We start from the raw sequence: 20,016 nt of genomic DNA on the forward strand, positions 1-20,016 counted from the left end.
TTTTTGTATATATAATATACGTTTAACGAATAGGAGGTACCGTCCGCAGGTTTTATCCAAAGGACAAAAACAGCCTGTCCCCTATCCAAAGGACAGGCACAGGCCAATCACTCCGCTGTTTCCCCGGGAAACAGCTCCTTCCAGAAATAATTGATTTCCGCCCCGAAAAACAGGATGCACATGCAGAAATAGAGCCACAGAAGCAGCAGCACAATGGCAGTCAGGCTTCCGTACATATAGGAGTAATTCTTTCCCCCGATATGGCTGAAGTACAGGGAAAAGGCAAAGGAAAAGGCCATCCATCCCACGGTGGAGAACACGGCTCCCGGAAGCTGGTCCCTGAGCTTCAGCCTCTTATCCGGCACAAAGGTATAAATTCCAAGGAAAAATATAATCAGTATCATCAGCGCCCATAAGGCCCTGAAATTAATAATGTGGGTGGTCACGTCCGCCAGGATGGGAAAACGGCTCACCATAAATGCCTGAATCATGTTGCCGAACACCAGCAGGCCCAGGGACAGGATGCATACCAGGATGAACACAATGGTGTAGCCCGAGCAAATCAGCCGGTTAATCACATACCAGCGTTTTTCCCCGTGTCCGTTTACCCGGTTAAGCCCTCTGGCCACGCTGAACATGCCGCGTCCCGCGGACCACAGGGCCGTGATGGCTGTGACGGAAATCATGGTTGCAGGGGATTTTAAGGACAGGTCATTTACCACCCGGAACGCCAGGGACTTGTAGTCCACCGGCACCAGACCCACAATCAGCTCCATAAACCTGGCATTGCTGATGCTTGGAATCATCTGGATTGCTGTCAGCAGCAGCATGATGAACGGTACAACGGAGAGTATGATAAAAAAGGAGACCTGGGCCGCATAGACCGTCATCTCATCCTCAGCAAATTTATCATATACCCTTTTTCCCGCCACGATTATTCCAAACATAAAACCTCCACTGCTGTTAATATAGTTCCCTGAAACTGCCCTCTTCAATCACCGGAATGTCTTCTGCTTCCATATGTTCAATGTGTATGAACCTTCCCTGCTCCAGATTCCTTAAGAATCTGCCCATTGCCAGCGGGTCTCCCTGGACCTCCATCTCCACATCGCCGTTCCAAAGATTCTTCACCCACCCGGTAAGTCCCAGCGGACGCGCCAGGTAGCAGGCGGTGTACCTGAAGCCCACCCCCTGCACCCTGCCGGAAAATATGATATGTTTTCTGACCTTTTTCATACATCTGTTACCCGATTACATTTCTGGGGGTTCCATCCAGATATTGTACCACATTGTCAAACACAATAACAGCACGTTTTACCAGGGCCTCCCTGGTGGCAAAGGCCACATGGGGCGTCACGATGGTATTGGGCGCCAAAAGCAGCGGATGGTCCTTCCTGACCGGCGGCTCGTTTTCAAACACGTCAATGCAGGCGCCTGCAATACGGCCTTCCTTCAACGCCTTGGCCAGGGCATCGCTGTCAACCACAGGCCCTCTGGCCGTGTTGATTAACACTGCGTTTTTCTTCATCCGTCCGATGCGCTCCTCATTTATCAGCGCCCTGGTCTCCTCAGTGAGAGGGGTGTGGATGGAAACCACGTCGCATTCAGACAATAATGTCTCCAAATCCACATAGCGGATTCCCGGCACGTCCTTGGCTGTCCTGCTGTAAGCCAGCACCTGGCATCCGAAGGCCTGGGCTATGGCTGCCACCCGAAGGCCGATGGCCCCGGTTCCAACCACGCCGAACTTCTTACCCTCCAGCTCAAATCCCACCAGACCGTCCTTGGTGCCTTCCTCACGGCATACCTTGTCGCAGGGTATCACATTCCTGTACAGGCTGATTAGCATGCCGAACACCAAATCCGCCACGGCGCAGGTGGAATAACCGGCGCAGTTGCAGACCGTGACACCGTTCTTCCTGCATACATCCATGGCAATGTGGTCCACGCCTGTAAACGCCACAGCCAGAAGCTTTAAGTTCCGGCACCCTTCTATGACCTGGGCATTCAGGGGCAGATTGGATACCACGATAATGTCAGCATCCTTTCCGCGCTCTATCAGCTCCGCTGTGTCCGTTGTCTTTGTGTTGTGGTACACAATCTCCACCCTGTCTCCCAGAGCTTCCCTTGCCATGGACAGCAGCTTTCCCTCTTCCACGCCCAGCGGCTCGATGATTACCATTTTCATTGTATTTTCCTCCGTATCCTGTTGTCAGCTCCCCGCAGGGGTGTCCTGACTTTTTATGCTATCCATTATATAGCAGGGAACGGGCTTTTACAATACATAAGATTTCCGCTGTTATTCCAATTCCACCAGAACCTCTATCTCACACGCGATTCCGCCCGGCAGCGCATTGGTTCCAATGGCGGAACGGGCGGGAAGTCCTGCTTCCTCACCGAACAGCTCTGCAATCAGGCCGGAGCCACCGTTCACCACCTGGGGCTGCATGCCGAAGTCATCCGCACTGTTTACAAAAGCCAGTACCTTCACGAATCGTTTAATCCGGTTCAAATCCCCGGTCTTTTCATGTAAGTTTGCCAGCAGGTTCAGCATACAGTTATAAGCTGCTTTCTGCCCGTCCTCAACCGCCAGGTCCTTTCCCAGCTTGCCCACTACCGTGTTTCCGTTTCCCAGGTCCGGACCGCAGCCTGAGCAGTAAAGAAATTTATCGCCCAGCTCCTGTACCGGTGTATAAACACCGCCCTTGGCCGGCGGCTGCGGTAAGGTGATTCCTTTTTCCTTTAAAACCTCATATACGTCTCTCATTTCCATCTCTCCTTAATTATATGTAATTTAATATAAAACCTTATTAATGATGCCCTTATACAGACTCACGGCATCCCTCACCTGCTTTTCCCAGGTAAATTCCCCCACCGTATGGGCCTGGGCAATATCCCCCGGACCGCAGATGACGGTCTTGATTCCCTGTTCCACCAGAAAGCACTGCTCGCAGGATGCGTCAAAGGGCCGGGGGAATGATTTGATTCCCAGAAGTTTTTCCCGTTCCTTAAGGCACAGCTTCACAAACCAGTCATCCGGACTGGTTTCACCTCCCGGCATATAGAAATGCGGCGTCCTTTGGCAGCAGTCAAGCCCGGCCCGTTTAAACCCATTGTCCAGGAACTGTCCCGCCTGTTCATAATCCATGCCCGGGTGAATCCTGAAATCCAGAAGCAGCCGGACATTTCCCGGCACCACATTGTCCTTTTCATACCCTTCCATCATAGTGACAGCAATTCCGGGGGGCGGAAGAACCGGATGGACAATCTGTTTTAATTCCTGATTCATATCCCGGACTGCCTGAACCGCCCTGCATGCCCTGGTCACAGCATCATCCTCCTGTTCCGGAAGGGCCGCGTGTCTGGGCGCTCCTTTCACATCAATGTAATCCCTGGACACACCTCTGTGGGCAACCGCCACCTCCAGATTCGTGGGCTCGCCTATGACGGCGTAGCTGCCTCCGGCATGGGTCCTGAGATAGCTTAAGGTACCCAGATTGGAACACTCCTCATCCGCCACAAACAGAAGCTTCAGACAGCCCTTCATGGGTTCTTTCCTGGCGGCGCAGTCCATGGCGGCTTCACACATGGCAGCGATACCGCCTTTCATGTCGCTGGTTCCCCTGCCATACAGCCTGCCTTCCTTTTCTACCATGGAAAAGGGACTGCCGTCCCACTCTCCCACGGCCGGCACCACGTCCAGATGTCCGTTGAACATAAGTTCCGGTCCTTCCCCATCCCCCAGGACAGCAATCAGGTTTGCCCTGCTGCCGCCTAAATCCTGTACTTCGCACCGGAAACCCAGAGGTTTAAGGATTCCGGCCAGGTACTGGGCCGCGGGTTTTTCATTTCCAGGAGGATTGACGGTGTCAAAGCCAATCAGCTCCCTTAAAAGTTCTATGCAATCCACAAAATGCCTCCTTGTCTTAATGCTTTCCCGGAAATACGCTGCACCGCACGAATCGCACGGCCTAATAGGTGATTCTGCGGTTCCTCGCCGTCACCTGCCATCTGTCAGCCACCTGCCCGTTCCTTGCCACCAGTATCTCCGGATACAGCGCCGTGGTGGGACATATATGGGTGGGAATCACATAGAGACAGGTTCCTATGGCCGGTATCCTGCCTTCGTCCTCCAGCCGGAACGCCCAGTGTTCCTCGCTGTGTATGATGGGTACCGCGTCCTCCAGTCCCACGATATATCCCCGCTGTCCCGCCGGGTCGGATGCAATTCCCTTATAGCCCAGGTCCGTGGTGAACACCCCCTTTGCAGGGCGGCTGATAACCCTGGTCATCACGGCTGCGCCGGGAATGAAATCCAAATCCGGAAGGTTCATGTAATACCCTGCATCCGTGATGAATGCAGTGCCCGGGGACAGATACCACCGGGTACAGCCTGCATGGCATGGAAATGAAGGGGTTCCTCCCGCCACTGCCATTTCACAGCAGATACCGTCCCTGACAAGGCGCTCCATGATATCCGCCACCTTTTTGTCCGTATCGTCCACCTGGGCCAGTCTCAGGGCCGCATCCCTGTTATTGTGGTTTCCATCATAACAGTGCATACCGCACAGGCGGAGCCCCGGAAGGGCGGACGCGAAGCGGTAAAGCTCCTCCAGCTGTTCAATGGGAACACCGGTACGGTTCATCCCCATGTTCACATCCACCAGCATTGGCAGCACAATCCCCTGTTCCACGCATACCCGGGAAAGGGCTTCAAACTGGTTCCGGTCATCCTCCACGCCGTAGAAAACCGTATCAGGATACGCCTTTGCCAGTTTCACCAAACGTTCCATATTAGGACCAATCAGCGGATAGGCCAGAATTACCTTTTCAGCCCCTGCCTCCGCAGCCATCTCAGCCTCCGCAACGGTAGCTGTCTTAAACTTTGTGATGCCGTACTCCATCTGCATCTTCACCATGTCCATGGATTTATGGCTCTTTACATGGGGCCAAAGCCGCTCCGGGCTTCCGGCTGTCCCAATTGCCTTTTTTATGTTGTCCCTGATGATTTCCTCATAATAAATGAGGCTGGGTGATATAATTGCTTCCGTTTCCCTGAGTTCGTACATATGTCCCATATTTATTCTCCCTGTTTCATTATTTTTCCCCTGCACACAACATGCCTCACATGCCGGAACGCTTCTATGTCCTCCAGGGGGCTCCGTTCCACTGCTATAAAATCCGCTTCATATCCTGGGGCCAGCATGCCCAGGAAGTCCCCCAACCCCAAAGCCCTGGCGCCCTCCAGCGTGGCCGCTTGAATCACTTCCTCCGGCGTAAGGCCGCACCTCCTGCATAAAAGCTCCATCTCCAGCCAGGTCTCATGGAAAAAGGTGAATCCGCAGCCTGCATCCGTTCCAATCACGGGACGCATTCCCAAATCAGACAGGCGGGCGAAAATCTCACATTCCCGCTTTTCCTGCTCCAGGAAAAAGGCTTCCCGCTCATCCGGTTTTTTCACGCCATCCCTGGCAGGGTCCAGCATATGGTAGTTGTTGGATATACCTGCCATGAAAAAACGGTTGTTCCCGCAAAACCGTTCCATCACATCCGGCTCATAACACCGTTCCAAAAGCCCCGTACGATGGTTCCGCCTGAAACAGGCGCAGTGTTCCAGGCTGTCCACCCCGGCCTCCAGGGCGTTCACACAGGAGCTGGTTGTCAGGCAGTGGGCTGCTGTGGGAAGTCCCAGTTCATGAGCCGTCTCCACTGCCGCCCGGATTTCCTCCCTGCTGTAGGTGTCGCGCTCCGGTATGGAGCCGGGGGTAAGCTGGCCTCCGCTGACAATCAGCTTGATGCAGCCGCAGCCCGCTGATTTGCGTTCTTTCACGGCCTGTATCAATCCCTGCGCACCGTTGGAGGTCTTTCCTAAGAATGCCAGATGTCCTCCATCCGGGGTCAGAGGCATGCCCGCTGCCTGAATCCTTGGCAGGTCCGCCCCTGTCTCCGCCACGGCTTTCTTCCGGTCCGGACCTGTTTCCAGGTCCATGGGATTATCTGAGCCTAAGGCCCTCACCAGGTCCATGGAGCTTCCCGCGTCCCGGACCGTTGTCACGCCTGAGCGCAAAAGCATCCTGGCGTGTTCCATGGCCCCGGCCAGACGGGTCCCTCTGTCCTCCCTGATGTAGGCTCCATAAGTATCCCCGGAGGGCGTAAACTCCAGATGCACATGGGTATTAATCAGACCAGGCAGGATATAGCTGTCCGAACAATCCATAATCCTTGCGCCGGGATGCGCCTGGGCCAGTTCCTCAAAGCGCCCCATCTCCTTAATCCGGCTTTTCTCCAGAACCATCCCTGTATATTTCATTTTCCTTGAAAGAGAATCATAAATTCCCTTCCCATGGACCAGCACCGGTATCTCCATGAATTCCTCCTCTGCTGCGCGCTTTTCCGGCCTGGGTTCCTACCCCTTTACCGCTCCGGCCGTCATGCCCTGAACAATGTATTTCTGCAGTATCATGGTCAGGATGATGGTTGGCACAATAACCACAATGGTGGCTGCCAGCATACGGCCCCAGCGTATGTCTGCGCCCGACACAAAATACTGCAGGGAGACAGGAAGGGTTCTTGTCTTCTCACCGCTGAGGATAAGGGCAAACTGGAAGTTGTTCCAGGAGCCCAGGAACGAAAGGGTGGAGCAGGTCACTAATCCGGGCGCGCTGATGGGCAGAAGGACGTCCTTAAAACACTTCTGCCTGGTACAGCCGTCCACAATGGCTGCCTCCTCCAGTTCCAATGGCAAATCACTGAAAAATCCCACCATAATCCACACAATCAGCGGAAGGGACAATACCATGTGGCTGAGAATCAGCACGCCGTAGGTATCAATCATGCGCAGCTTGGAAAATATGAAATAATAGGGCAGCAGAATGGATATGTTGGGCAGAAGGCGGGCCGTAAGGATGGCTGTGTTGGCCTTTCCCATTTTATATCTGGCAATTGCATAGGCTGCCGGTACTCCCAGGAGCAGGGACAGCGCTGTGGACGCCACTGCTACAATGGTGGAATTCAGCATATAGGTGCCGTAGTGCTGGGTCTTAAATATGTAAATGTAGTTATCCAGTATGGGTTTGAATCCAAACAGCTTGGGAGGCATGATATACACCTGGGCCATATTTTTAAAGGAAGAAATGAGCACAAAATACAGCGGGAACAGAATCGGTATCACGATAATCAGGACCAGGATGCCAAATAATAATTTTGAGATAATCTTCTTTGTCCTGAACTTATTAACCCCCATAATACGCCACCAACTTTCTCTGTATCTTCATGACTAAAACGCTGAGCAGCAGCACAATCACAAACAATATTATGAGCATTGTAGATGAAAGGCCGAATTTGTAATAGGAAAATGCCGTCTCATAGGCAAACAGGTTAAGTGTCCTGGATGCATTGGCCGGTCCACCCTTTGTCATGGCGTAAATCAGGTCAAAGGACTTGAACACGTCTATGAACCGCAGCAGGCCGATGGAAAACAGGGTCTGGGTGAGAAGAGGCAGGGTCACCTGGAAAAATGTCTGTATGGGCGTTGCCCCGTCCACCCTGGCAGCCTCCATTGGGTCTGTTGGAAGCGACGAAAGTCCTGCCAGACATACAATCACCACCATGGGAGTCATCTGCCATGTCTCCACCGCTGCAATGGCGGGAATGACCGTCTGCTTTGCCGACACAAAGGCTGACCTGGGAAGGCCCACGGTTGTAAAGATATAATTCAGCAGGCCCGAGGACGGCTCATAGAACAGCATCCACATCAGGCCCACTGCCACAGGCGCCATCATGTATGGCAGCAGCACCACTGCCTTCACCCCGTTCTTGCCCCTGAAATCCTTATTCAGTACAAGGGCAATGGCAAGACCCAGCAGCATCTCAGCCACCGTTGCAATGGCTGTGTAGTAAAATGTAATTCCCAGAGACTGCCAGAATTCCCTGCTGGCCAGCACATCCAGATAATTCTTTCCCCAGTTAAAGCGCATGCCGTTCCCCATCAGCAGGTTCCAGTCATTCAGGCTGAATATGAAAGTCATTGCAATGGGAACCGCAATCATGGCCATCATAAAAATAAGGGCAGGCAGGGAAAAGACCCACTTAATATGTTTGTTGACAAAATTGTTCATATACACATCCCTCTCTGTTGTCAGAAAGGAGCCTGGTAATCATTGCAGGCTCCTTTCCATTGTCTCCAAAGCACGTCCGGCTGAATCAGCCTTCGGGACACGCTTTAATCCTCATAGGGATAATCCGCGCCGTACTCACCTGCATCCTTAAGGAGCTGGTCCACCTTTTCCGCCGCTGCATTCATCTTGCTCTCCAAATCCGGTCCCTCTCCCTTTGTCTCAATGGAGTACACAATGGCCTCGCCCATGGCGTCCCTGGCCTCTGATACGGCGGTCATCCTGGGAAGTCCGTACTGGTTGGTGGTATCAGCCTGAATCTCTTCATTGTATGCCTGGATGTAGTCTTCCGGCATGGCGGCTGTGACGCGCTCATCGTCCCATACGGAAGCCCTGAAGGTGGGCATTCCCTTTGGAGTGATGTCGGCCGCAATATCCTTGCCTGCCGCATATTTGAGGAATTCCCATGCAGCCTCCTTGTTCTTAGAGCCTGAGTAAATGGATGCGCCCCACACCACCTGCTTATAGGACTGGCGTCCTGCAGGACCTTCCGGAATGGGAGCAACCCCTACCTTGTCGTAGAAGGAAGACTCATTGGGGTCTATCAAAGTCTGATACAGGGCAATGGCATCCACGCACATGCCTACCTGTCCGGCGTTGAACAGCTGGGTCATCTGGGAATATCCTGCGGTCAGTATGCCCTCCGGAGCATAGTCCCCCAGCAGCTTTCCATAGAATTTAGCTGCTTCCAGGTTCTCGGGCGTGTTAAAGGCGCATGTGCCGTCCTTGAAATAAGCGCCGCCAAATCCGTAAAGGAAGGGTGAAAACTGGGAGGTCAGGGCTATCTTCTCGCCGCGGCAGGCAATGGCATAAAAATTGCCTGCAGGGTCATTGATTTTCCCGCATACATCCAGCAGCTCATCGTAATTTGTGGGAACCTTCACTCCCTTTTCCTCAAATACATCCTTCCGGTAGAACATCAGCTGTACGGAAGAATACAGGGGAAGGGCTCCGATGGCCCCGTCAGACTTAATCTTTATCTGTTCCATGGGTGCCGACGAGAAGTCTTCCCAGTCAAATTCCGGGTCCTCTAAATATTCATCCAGCGGTTCAATCCATCCGTTATTGCTGTAAGCCGCCATGTCCTGCAGCGGGCTCATGAGGAACGCGTCAATGGTGGAGGAGCCTGCCAGAAATTCCGTGGTTATCTTCTCGCGAAGCTGGGCTTCCCCGTACAGCTCCAGATTCACCTTGATTCCTGTCTCCTCCTCAAAATCATCCAGATACGCTTCAATCGCATCTGAAATCTGTCCTGTCATACTGAGGACACGGATTGTTGTGCCGGCATAGGGCTTTTCCCCTGCCTCCCCTGCGGCGGTTTCCCCGGATGTCCCCTCTGCTTCCTTGCCGGCCGGAGCCTCCGAAGCCTTGGACGTATCACCCGGCAGTCCGCTGGTCCCCCCGGAACAGCCTGCAAGTGACCCCGCCAGCATTACTGCGCTTAAAGCCATACAAATTTTACGTTTCATAAATACCCTCCTTCTATTCACGTTTTCTTAAACTGTAAGCATAGTATAAATGTTCATTCCCTGATTTGGAATTTAAAAAAATAGGGATTATTGGTATTATTGTCCACCAAAAATAATCCCTATTTTTTATTTGAATTATTGTATGATTCTTTTTAAATATTGTATGATTTTCACAATTTCCGCACGTCACTGGGACTCATATTGTAATATTTTTTGAACAGGCGGCTGAAATAGGAGATGTCATGTATGCCTATCCGGCTGGCCGCCTCCTGGACCTGGATATTGGAGCTGCCAAGAAGGGTAAACGCCTTTTTCATCTTCAGCCGGTTGAAATAATTCACAAAGGTGTCCCCGGCAGCCTTCTTAAACAGGATGCAGAACTGGCTTTTTCCCAGGGCGCACCATCCGGCTGCTTCCTCCAGGCTTATATTCTCATCCACATGGTCCTCCAGGTACTGAAGAAACCTGGTAATCTCCGGATTCGCGCTCTTATTGGCCAGTAAATAATCCACCACGGACTGCACCGCTGCCTTAAAACAGCCCTTTAACTCCGTCAGTGTCTCGGCTCCCCAGAAATCCCCGGTGGAGTATATCTCATCGTATTCAGGCACATCCGTTCCCTCGGGAATGGAATATCCTGATATGAACACCCATGTCTCCACCACGCCGCGTCGTATGGCCTGTATCTGGTCAAAGGACCGGAATCCCGCCATCTCCTCAAACCAGCTGTCAATCAGCCGGAATGCCTCATCTGCATCCTGCCTGAATATGGCCTCCTGCATGTTCCGCTGCACACTCCTTTTTGTGATGAAGGGACGGCCTGTTTCCTCCTTCTTGCTGTGAAAGGCGGCCGGACCGTCAAAGAAGCGCAGGGCCGCCAGCCTCCTGGCCTGGGCGAAACCGGCCGGAATGTCCATGCGGCTTAAGCACTCCTGGCCCAGTCCCATGGAAAGGGTCAGGTTCAGGTGGGTCTTTAAAGCATGATTGAGCAAATCCAGGGTGTCCGGAAAAAAACAGTCCGCACGGTCCCCTCCCACGCTTCTGAACAGGACCACAATTTCATTCTCGCCGGTAAAAGCCAGGTCTGATTTCGGCAGCTCTTCAAAGTACTCCCGGATTATGTTCAAAAGGCCGTACCTTCTGATATGGGCGTCCGTGCTGCTGCCCGGACGGTTCATCCGTTCACTGTCCACCAGAAAACAGCCTGCCCGGTAAGTTTCAAAGGGATTATAGGTATATCCCAGCCGGTCCAGCAGCATTTCATTGTCCCCAGGCCCGTGATTTCCCAGCAGCAGGGTCTTTAAGTCCTCCTCCCGGTTAAAGGACTGCACCTTCATGTCCAGGCTGCCCCGGCCCGCCTTCTTCTGTTCCTCCTCTATCATGGCCTTTAACCTTGTGATAAGCTCCACCAAAGTATCCTGGGTAAAGGACAGCTTAAGTATATAGTCCTCCGCCCCCAGCTTGATGGCCTTCTTCACATAGTCAATCTCATCCACGCAGCTCAAAACCACAACCTTTGTATCCGGGTGGTTCTCCCTTATATACTTCACCAGCTGGATTCCGTCCATGCCGGGCATCATAATGTCCGTAAACACGATATCAGGCACATCCCGGTTCATGCACTCCACTGCGTCCTTTCCGGATTCACAGGTGGATACCACCCTGCATCCGTAGGCTTCCCAGTTAATGCATGACTGGAATCCCACCCTAACTATGATTTCATCATCCACAATCATTACCTTCAGCATGACCCGTTTCCTCCCCCATATGGAAATACTGCAAAAACCTTTGTTCCGTATCCTACCCTGGATTCAATATAGAGCCCGTAATCCGCTCCGTACCTGGCTTTCATCAGCTCATGGATGCTGGTGAGCCCGATTCCGGTCACATGGCGTTTCTTGCTGTTTTCATCCAGCTCCTTCAGCACCTCATCCAGTTTTCCCTGCTCCATGCCCGCACCGTTATCCTGCACCGTGACGCAGACCCGCTCCCCATACTGTTCAGCCGTAATCCATATGGTGCCGTGTAGCACCTCTCCCATGCCGTGGAGCACCGCATTCTCCACTAGCGGCTGGAGGAAGAACTTAATGACCCTGAACTCCTCCAGCTCCTGTGGGATGTCCGTCACCAGCTCAATCCGGTTCTTAAGTCCCCAGTTTTTGATTTCCACCCATGCCCTGACAACACGCATTTCCTCCTTCAGAGGCACTTCCTCCTCCCTCCGGTTCATGGTGTTCTCCAGAAGGATTCCAAGGGAGGTAATCATGTCCGCTATGTTGCCTGCCCCGGATATCATGGCGGACCACTTGATTACATTTAACGTGTTGAAAAGGAAATGGGGGTTAATCTGGGCCCGGAGCATCTCATAGCGGAGATTCTGCTCTATTTCCTTCTGCTTGATGGTCTGGGCCGAGAGTTTCTCTATGTAATCCACCATCCTGCTGATTTCCCGCTCCGCCTCCACGATTCCGAACACAGGCATCTGCCTGCCCTTTGCGTCCTCCATGTCGGCGATTTTTGTACCGCCTATGTTCACCCCGCTCACCTTATGAATCAGCCGGTTAAGAGGCGCATTGACATAGAAATACATGGCAAGGCAGACCGCGCAGGCCCCCAGGGCCATGAGCATGGTCAGGGAATTCACCGTACTGTGGAGCTTGTCCACTGCCTGGGTAATGTGGGCAAGGGGCACCAGGTTCACCATGCGCCAGCCTGTGCCGGCCATGGTCACATGGTTCACCAGATACTCCTCCCCGCCCTTTGTATAATGAAAATAATCCTGGTCCTCCCGGAAATCCCCGTTCAGCCTGCCCGCTGATATATCATCCAGAATATCACTGTGCTCCGTGGCATAAATCAGATGGTTTCCCTGGTCAAAGAGGGCCAGCACCGCGCCGTCATAGGGAATCAGCACCTGGGAAAGATTTTCCGTGGGAAAGGACACAAAGGACACCCCAAGGAATTTCAGGGAATTATAATCCTTAATCCGGCGGATAAACAGGATAAAATCCTCGTCCTTTCCTGATTCAATCCGGTCCTTGAACACACCCTTGTCATTGTAAATACAGGGCGCAATCCACCCGGACACTTCCTTGCCCTCCAGGAATTCCCGGTACCACGGCTGCTGTTTGACGCTCTGGGCAAACTTCTCCCCAAAATAACTGCTGTTGTCAATCCCGTCCGCCACGCTGTACACTGTTGCATCGGCTCCCAGGATGATGTAATGGAGCCTGTAATCAAAGAATATATTCCTGTAAAAGGTCAGGGTTTCCTCCACAGCCCGGATGCGGCTGACATTCTCCGAGGAATATACCTTTCCGTCATAGGACTGGTTTAAGTAGGAGGCCACCTGCTTGTTGGTGCTGGATGCAGCCGACAGCTTGCGTATGGAATCCGTCACATCGGTCAGCGCCAGCTCGTTGCGGTTCATGTACTGGGATATGATGCCTGCCTCCTGGGTGATGAGCAGATTCCTGCTGCGGTTAAAGGAGTAGTGCATGATGAGGAACACGCTGATAAAGACAGCGATAATACATGTATATATGATTTTAATCCTCAGGTTTACCTTCATCCTCTTCATCAAACCGTCCCCCCTGGACGGCCAGACGGCCGTCCAACTCATTATAACATTCTTTTATTTCCCGGACAATCCTGGGTCCTGTACATCGCGGGCACCTGCCTCTCAAATGCCTCCTGTATCTCCCTCTGGAGCCGGCTGCTGCTGAGTATATCAAACCCTGTCATGGCCAGGGCCTTTGCCCCCAGGATACACGCCCTGTCCCCTTTCTCCGATGCAGCAGCCGCCGCAAACTCCGGTGAATGGCCGTTGACCTCCCCTGGCGCAATGGATATATATTCATGAATCACCGGCATGTGAAGCGAGAGATTGCTTACATCCGATGAGCCGTAAAAGCCCATGGGGTCGGGGTAGGAAACAGGCTCCCCCAGTGATTCCAGGTTCTCCTTAAAGGCCTGGCCCATGGGGATATTGGGATAACGTTCGGAAAACAGGGGGTCCACATGTATGTCCGCCCTGGCCCCTGTGAGCATGGCTGCAGTTTCCGCACAGTGCTTCACGATTCCCACCAGACGCTCCAAATCCCCCAGGGTCCTGGAGCGCAGGCAGAATTCACAGGATGCCTCCCCCGGAATCACATTGTTGGCCTGGCCTCCCTGGCGGATGACGCCGTTGACCGTATCCTGAAAACGGAAGCAGGGATGCATCAGGTCAATATTGGAAAAGGCAGCCCTGACCGCTGTGAGGGCATTGATTCCCGATGCAGGGTTGGAGGAATGGGCTGATTTTCCGGTAAAGCCCGCATAAACAGTGGTGCATCCCCTGGCGCTGCGCTGCACCATGGAGGGGCCGGAGGTGGGATGGCACATCAGCACATAATCCACATCCGCAAAGGCGCCCTGTGCCTGCATAAGGATTTTTCCGCCCTTTGTCTCCTCCCCCGGAGTCCCTATGACGTATACGGTTCCGCCCAGGCGGTCCAGTACAGAGGAAAGGGCTATGCCTGCCCCGGCTGCCATGGCTGCAATCATGTTGTGCCCGCACCCGTGGCCCAGTCCCTCCAGCGCATCGTACTCGGCCAGAAAGGCAATCTTTGGCCCATTCTGGCATCCGCTGGACACGCCGCTTTTTTTCACCGCTGTAAACGCGGTTGCCAGACCCCCGGTTCCTGTATCCACCCGGAAACCATGTGAACGCAGCAATCCTGCAATCCTGTCACAGGCGTAATATTCCTCAAACCCGCACTCCGGGTGGCTGTGTATATCATGGGACAGCTGTATCAGCTCCTCCCTGATTGCCTCCGCCTGTCCTGCCACATATTCTTTCGTCCCTTCCATTCTCTACCGCCTTTCTCTCTAATACAAAACCGGGAGGAAAAGGTTCCTCCCGGTCATGCAACGGCCTTCAGGCCCTGTTACTCTTCTGTTACCACCGCATTCTGGTACTCATGTGCGCCAATCTGGCTCAGCATCAGTCCCTGAAGCTTTCCGGTGGCTGCAATCACCTTTGTCTCGCTGTAAAGGCCGATGATTGGGGTGTCTGTAACCATGTCATCGTAAAGCTGCTTCAAAAGCGCTTCCCTCTCCTCGCCCTCGCCGGTGGATGCATACTTCACATATGTCTCATCGAATTCCGGGTTATAATACCGGGAGAAGTTATTGACAGAGGTGGACAGCAGCATTCCGTTAAACACATAGTCCGCATGTCCTGTATTGGTCTGCCAGAAATCCAGCATCAGGTCAAAGTCCTCGCCGGCCTCAATCAGGGAGAAGGATGTATTGTCATCCTGGGTCACAATGTTGAGGGTGATTCCCACCTCGGCCAGCTGGCTCTGAAGCACCTGGGCAATCTCCGTGTTGGTCTGGTTGGAGTTGGTCCACAGGGTCAGTGTAATGCCGCTGCCGTAGCCTGCCTGGTCCAGAAGGGATTTTGCCTTCTCCGGGTCATATCCGTTTGTCTCGTATTCCCGGTAATCCTGGGCGGACTGAGGTATGATGTTGTCGGATACGGTTCCGAATCCATAGAGCAGGGAATCCACAATGGTCTGCTTGTTGATGGCGCACTCCACTGCCTTGCGGACATCCGGGCTGCCCACAGGGCCGTCGGAACTGCAGTTCAGCTCCATAAGGATGATTTTCATGGACGGGCTGGTGAGAATCTGAAGGTCCTTATTCTCCTGGATACGGGAGATATCATTGTTGGGAACCTCATAAGCCACATCCACCTCGCCTGTTTCCAGCATCATGGTGCGCTGGGAAGCCTCAGGCACGATTTTCATGGTCAGGAGCCTTGTCTTTGCCGGGCCGCCCCAGTAATCATCAAAGCGCTCAAGGGTATAATAATCGCCTTCCACTGCCTCCTTTAATTTATAAGGGCCTGTACCGATTGGATTGGAGCCAAAGGTTGCCTCATCATATTCCGCAGGCACCACGGAAGCCTGGGGCAGGGTCAGTATGCTTAAGAAAGCCGGGTTGGGAGCTTTGAGCTTAACCGTTACATGGTAGTCATCATCAATGGTGCAGCCGTCGTAATTGCCCACAAACAGCGCTCCCCTCTGGTCGATGAGGTCCAGGGTGAACTTCACGTCCTCTGCATTCATATCAGAGCCGTCATGGAACTTTACGCCCTCCCTGAGGGTCAGCTTCAGGGTGGTGTCGTCCGCCCACTGGTACTCGGTTGCAAGGCACGGCTGCATCTTCATGCCGGAATCATAGGTGAGCAGCGGGTCAAACATGTTGTTGGAGATGGAGTAGGCCCTCTCCTGCTGTCCGATGGTTGCATCCAGCGTGGTCAGGTCATTGCCCTGGCAGAATATGATTTCATCCTTAATCTTCACATTCTGTCCGTCGCTTCCAGCCACTGTTTCCTGGGGTGTTTCTGCTCCGCCCTTACTGCCGCCGCAGCCTGTCATCACCATACAGGCGATAAGACACACGGCAATTGCTTTTTTCATACATATATCCTCCTGAAATTATTCATTATATTCAACTCCCTGCCTATTTACCGCTGCAGAGAAGATGACACGATACAAAATGCCCCGGTGAAGCCTCAATCTCATGTATGGGCCGCCCGCATTCCGGGGTTGCCCTGGGACACCGCTTTGCAAACCTGCATCCCTCTCCCATGTTGATGGGAGAGCTCAGCTCCCCGTTCAATATCTCCCGTTCCATCTTAATGGTGGGGTCCGGGATAGGGATGGCTGACAATAATGCCTGGGTGTAAGGATGCATGGGATGTTCAAAGAGCTCATCCGGCTTGGCCCTCTCCACCAGCTGTCCCAGGTACATAACCACAATGTCGTCGGAAAGATGCTTCACCACCGATAAATCATGGGTGATGAACAGATAGGTAAGTCCCATCTGCTCCTGAAGGTCCTGCATCAGGTTCAGCACCTGAGCCTGAATGGACACGTCCAGGGCCGACACCGGCTCATCGCAGACAACGAATTCCGGGTTCAGCGCCAGAGCCCTGGCAATACCGATTCTCTGCCTGCGGCCTCCGTCCAGCTCATGGGGATAGGAATTGGCAAACCGGTATGCCAGCCCCACCAGGTCCATCATCTCCCTGACCTTTTTCTGAAGGCCTTCCCTGTCGTTCTTCTTATAGATGCCCTGGAGCACCAACGGCGCCTCAATGGCCTGGCTCACCGTCATACGCGGATTCAGGGAAGAGTAGGGGTCCTGGAAAATAATCTGCATCCTGGACCGCAGGGCCTTCACCTGCTTCTTGTCGTACTTCACAATATCCTGTCCGCCAAACCAGATTTCCCCGGACGTGGGTTCCTGAAGCCTCAATATGGTGCGGCCCAGAGTGGATTTGCCGCAGCCCGACTCCCCTACCACGCCCAGTGTCTTTCCCTTTTCAATGGAAAAGGATATGTTATCCACGGCCTGAAGGGGTCCGCGGGGCGTATCAAAATATTTCTTCAGATTTCTTACTTCTAACAGTCCCTGGTGTTCCATCACTCCCCTGCCCCTTTCCTCAACTCATTCTCCACCTTGAAACAGCGCACCTTGTGGCCGTTTCCGGCATCCATGAACCGGGGATGCTCCGTGCTGCACCGTTCAAAGGCATATTTGCATCTGTCCGCAAAGGGACATCCTGTCCTCTGCACCGTTGGGTCCGGCATCAGCCCGTCAATGGGATTCAGCCTGTGTACGTGCAGGTGCACCTGGGGAATGGCTCCCAGCAGTCCCTCGGTGTAGGGATGCAGGGTATGCTTATAGATATCCAGGACCGTTCCGCTCTCCACAACCTCCCCTGCGTATATGATGGCCACCTTCTCACACATCTGGGCAACCACGCCTAAATCATGGGTAATCAGAAGTGTGGCCGTATGGTATTTATCCTTAAGGCGCCGCATCATCTCCAGCACCTGGGCCTGGATGGTCACATCCAGCGCTGTTGTGGGCTCGTCCGCTATAAGCACCTTGGGGTTGCAGGCCAGGGCAATGGCGATAACCACCCTCTGCTTCATGCCCCCTGAGAACTGGTGCGGGAAATCCCCTGCCCTCTCCGCCGGAATACCCACTGTCTCCAGCATTTCCATGGCCTTTTCCTCGGCTTCCTTCTTGGTGCATTTTTCATGGACCCGGATTACCTCCGCAATCTGCTCCCCTACCCTGACAACGGGATTTAAGGATGACATGGGGTCCTGGAAAATCATGGATATCTGGTTGCCTCTGACGGCGCGCATTTCCGCACCGCTGGCCGTTAAGAGGTCCCTGCCCTCAAATTCAATGACGCCGCCCTCTATCCTGCCGGGAGGATTGGGAATCAGACGCATAATGCTCTTGGCAAGCGTGGTCTTTCCCGCGCCTGTCTCGCCTACCAGTCCCAGTGTCTCCCCGTCGTCCAGTTCCAGGTCCACATGATTCAGCGCATATACGGTTCCGTCCTCTGTATGGTATTGTACCTGTAAATCTTTGATTTCTAATATATGACTCAACGTTTTGCTCCCCCTTATCGTTTCAGCTTTGGGTCAAGGGCATCCCGAAGGCCGTCCCCAAACAGGTTAAATGCAATGACTGCCACGATTAAGAACAGACCCGGGAACACGGAAATATGCCATGCGTCCCTCATATAGGTCCTTGCCGTGGTAAGGATTGCGCCCCACTCCGGCTGGGGCGGCTGTACGCCCAGTCCCAGATAGGACAGACCTGCCACTGCCAGGATGGAATCGCCGATTCCCAGGGATACCTGCACCAGGATTGGAGCCAATGCATTGGGCAGTATGTACTGGAACAGAATGGTGCCGTCCGATGCGCCTACGGCCCTGGCCGCCTCCACAAATTCGCTGTCCTTTACCGTGAGCACCGCTGCCCTGGCAATTCTGGCGTATTTGGCAATACCCGACACGGCCAGCGCCAGTAACAGGTTGAAGGTGCTGGTTCCCAATGCAGCAACAATGGCCATGGCCAGCAGCATATAGGGTACTGCCAGCAGCACGTCCATGACACGCATGATAGCGTTATCGGTCTTGCCGCCGTAAAATGCAGCTATCATGCCAAAGGGCGCTCCCATGAGCACGGACAGCGCAATGGCCACCACGCCGATGGCAAACGAAAGCTTGGTTCCCCACAGGATGCGCAAAAGCAGGTCGCGGCCAAACTCATCGCATCCAAAGGGATGGGCCAGGCTGGGCTTTGCCAGACGCAGTGAAAGGTCCTGCTTTATGATATATTCGTTGTAAAAAGAATAGTTCGTAATCTGGTCAATGGCCAGTGTTGTAAGGATTGTAACTATGAACAGGACAATGATAACCAGACCCACCACGGCCAGCCGGTTGTGCCTGAACTGAATCACCGACTGCTTCCACAGGGAACGCACCTTTTCATCCTGTCCCAAATTGTTCTCTGTTTTCTTTAATGTGCTCATTTTTTCTTTGCCCTCTTCCATGATGATTGATATTCAGATTTAATCCTGGGGTCCAAAAATGCATACAGAAGGTCAACAATCAGGTTCACGATTGTAAACAGGATTGCCAGTGTCACCACGCTTCCCAGCACAGCAGGCGTATCCTTGTAGGAAATGGAATCCACCACAAAACGGCCTACTCCGGGCCAGGAGAAAATGGATTCCGTCAGCACGGAACCTCCCAGCAGGGTTCCGAAGTTAAGTCCCACCACAGTGACAATGGGAATCAGGGCATTTTTTAACATGTGCTTCCAGATGACCGCGCTTTCCGTAAGGCCCTTTGCCCTGGCCATGTCAATGTAATCCTGGCGCACTACCTCCAGTACGGAGGAGCGGGTGGTGCGGGCAATCAGCGCGGCATAGCCGCACCCCAGCGTCAGGGTGGGCAGAATCAGGCTTATCAGATTATCCGGAAATCCGTGCTGCATGCCCGAAGACGGCAGCCAGCCCAGATTCAGCGAAAAGATAATGACAAGAATCAACGCAAACCAAAAGGTTGGCACTGCCATCAGGAACAGGGTGATAAACATGGTGATATTGTCCAGGGTGGAATACTGCTTGATGGCAGATATGATTCCCACCGGAATGCCGATGATGACAGAAAATATGATTCCTGAGGTTGCCAGCACCACGGTGTTGCCCAGACGTCCCATAATCAGGGAAAACACGGCCTGGCCGTTGCGGTAGGATGTGCCTAAATCCCCATGGAGAAGTCCAAGTATGAACCGCCCGTACCGCACCAGGAACGGGTCGTTCAGCCCCATGGAATCCCTCAGCGAGGCAAGAGCTGCCTCCGTGGCATTGCTGCCCAGAATGATACGCGCCGGGTCGCCAGGAGCAAGGTCCATAATGGTAAACACCAGGAAGGTTGCTCCGATTAACACCGGTATTGCAAATATAATACGTTTGATGATGTATCGTAACATGATACGCGTCCTTT

Annotated in this window: 18 protein-coding genes; all 18 read right to left on the minus strand. The window is 53.3% G+C overall.

The genetic code is table 11. The features are described from left to right. Positions 1-107 precede the first annotated feature (107 nt). The 18 genes from FGS84_RS12955 to FGS84_RS13040 all read right to left on the minus strand — a co-directional run bounded on the left by FGS84_RS12955 (position 108) and on the right by FGS84_RS13040 (position 20,002). Positions 108-947, minus strand: a complete 840-nt coding sequence (locus FGS84_RS12955) for a YihY/virulence factor BrkB family protein (RefSeq protein WP_138308856.1) — start codon at positions 945-947, stop codon at positions 108-110. Positions 948-963: 16 nt separating this feature from the next. Beyond that, positions 964-1,236, minus strand: coding sequence for an acylphosphatase (locus FGS84_RS12960; RefSeq protein WP_138308858.1), 273 nt, complete (start codon positions 1,234-1,236; stop codon positions 964-966). Between the two features lie 7 nt (positions 1,237-1,243). After that, entirely contained in the window at positions 1,244-2,188 is a 945-nt protein-coding gene (locus FGS84_RS12965; RefSeq protein ID WP_138308861.1) for a 2-hydroxyacid dehydrogenase, read from the minus strand. A 111-nt stretch (positions 2,189-2,299) separates the two neighbouring features. Further along, positions 2,300-2,767 (minus strand): RidA family protein, encoded by a 468-nt coding sequence (locus tag FGS84_RS12970; RefSeq protein WP_330640857.1) that lies wholly within the window; start codon positions 2,765-2,767, stop codon positions 2,300-2,302. Between the two features lie 27 nt (positions 2,768-2,794). After that, positions 2,795-3,910, minus strand: coding sequence for a M20 family metallopeptidase (locus FGS84_RS12975; RefSeq protein ID WP_138308868.1), 1,116 nt, complete (start codon positions 3,908-3,910; stop codon positions 2,795-2,797). A gap of 61 nt (positions 3,911-3,971) precedes the next feature. Next, on the minus strand, positions 3,972-5,078 hold the full coding sequence (locus FGS84_RS12980; protein ID WP_138308871.1) for a D-TA family PLP-dependent enzyme: 1,107 nt from the start codon (positions 5,076-5,078) through the stop codon (positions 3,972-3,974). A gap of 2 nt (positions 5,079-5,080) precedes the next feature. Beyond that, positions 5,081-6,367, minus strand: a complete 1,287-nt coding sequence (locus FGS84_RS12985) for an amidohydrolase family protein (protein ID WP_138308873.1) — start codon at positions 6,365-6,367, stop codon at positions 5,081-5,083. Between the two features lie 39 nt (positions 6,368-6,406). Next, positions 6,407-7,243: a carbohydrate ABC transporter permease gene (locus tag FGS84_RS12990; protein ID WP_138308875.1), complete on the minus strand. Its 837-nt coding sequence runs from the start codon at positions 7,241-7,243 to the stop codon at positions 6,407-6,409. Further along, complete coding sequence (locus FGS84_RS12995; RefSeq protein WP_138308878.1) at positions 7,233-8,117, minus strand: sugar ABC transporter permease; 885 nt, start codon at positions 8,115-8,117, stop codon at positions 7,233-7,235. The genes FGS84_RS12990 and FGS84_RS12995 overlap by 11 nt, the downstream gene beginning before the upstream one ends. 104 nt (positions 8,118-8,221) lie before the next feature. After that, entirely contained in the window at positions 8,222-9,643 is a 1,422-nt protein-coding gene (locus FGS84_RS13000; protein WP_138308880.1) for a sugar ABC transporter substrate-binding protein, read from the minus strand. 170 nt (positions 9,644-9,813) lie between these two features. Further along, on the minus strand, positions 9,814-11,391 hold the full coding sequence (locus tag FGS84_RS13005; protein WP_138308882.1) for a response regulator: 1,578 nt from the start codon (positions 11,389-11,391) through the stop codon (positions 9,814-9,816). Beyond that, entirely contained in the window at positions 11,385-13,223 is a 1,839-nt protein-coding gene (locus tag FGS84_RS13010; protein ID WP_138308884.1) for a histidine kinase, read from the minus strand. The genes FGS84_RS13005 and FGS84_RS13010 overlap by 7 nt, the downstream gene beginning before the upstream one ends. 41 nt (positions 13,224-13,264) lie before the next feature. Continuing rightward, positions 13,265-14,497, minus strand: coding sequence for a M20 family metallopeptidase (locus FGS84_RS13015; RefSeq protein WP_138308886.1), 1,233 nt, complete (start codon positions 14,495-14,497; stop codon positions 13,265-13,267). 77 nt (positions 14,498-14,574) lie between these two features. Beyond that, positions 14,575-16,113, minus strand: a complete 1,539-nt coding sequence (locus FGS84_RS13020; RefSeq protein ID WP_138308888.1) for an ABC transporter substrate-binding protein — start codon at positions 16,111-16,113, stop codon at positions 14,575-14,577. Between the two features lie 43 nt (positions 16,114-16,156). Then, positions 16,157-17,122 carry an oligopeptide/dipeptide ABC transporter ATP-binding protein gene (locus tag FGS84_RS13025; RefSeq protein ID WP_138308890.1) on the minus strand — a complete coding sequence of 322 codons (966 nt, stop codon included), beginning with the start codon at positions 17,120-17,122 and terminating at the stop codon, positions 16,157-16,159. Continuing rightward, positions 17,122-18,108, minus strand: coding sequence for an ABC transporter ATP-binding protein (locus tag FGS84_RS13030; RefSeq protein ID WP_138308893.1), 987 nt, complete (start codon positions 18,106-18,108; stop codon positions 17,122-17,124). The genes FGS84_RS13025 and FGS84_RS13030 overlap by 1 nt, the downstream gene beginning before the upstream one ends. Before the next feature lie 14 nt (positions 18,109-18,122). Then, positions 18,123-19,037 (minus strand): ABC transporter permease, encoded by a 915-nt coding sequence (locus FGS84_RS13035; RefSeq protein WP_138308895.1) that lies wholly within the window; start codon positions 19,035-19,037, stop codon positions 18,123-18,125. Further along, positions 19,034-20,002, minus strand: coding sequence for an ABC transporter permease (locus FGS84_RS13040; protein WP_138308897.1), 969 nt, complete (start codon positions 20,000-20,002; stop codon positions 19,034-19,036). The genes FGS84_RS13035 and FGS84_RS13040 overlap by 4 nt, the downstream gene beginning before the upstream one ends. Between the last annotated feature and the right edge of the window lie 14 nt (positions 20,003-20,016).

The organism is Clostridium sp. 1001271st1 H5, assembly GCF_005845215.1.
Taxonomy (GTDB): domain Bacteria; phylum Bacillota; class Clostridia; order Lachnospirales; family Lachnospiraceae; genus Enterocloster.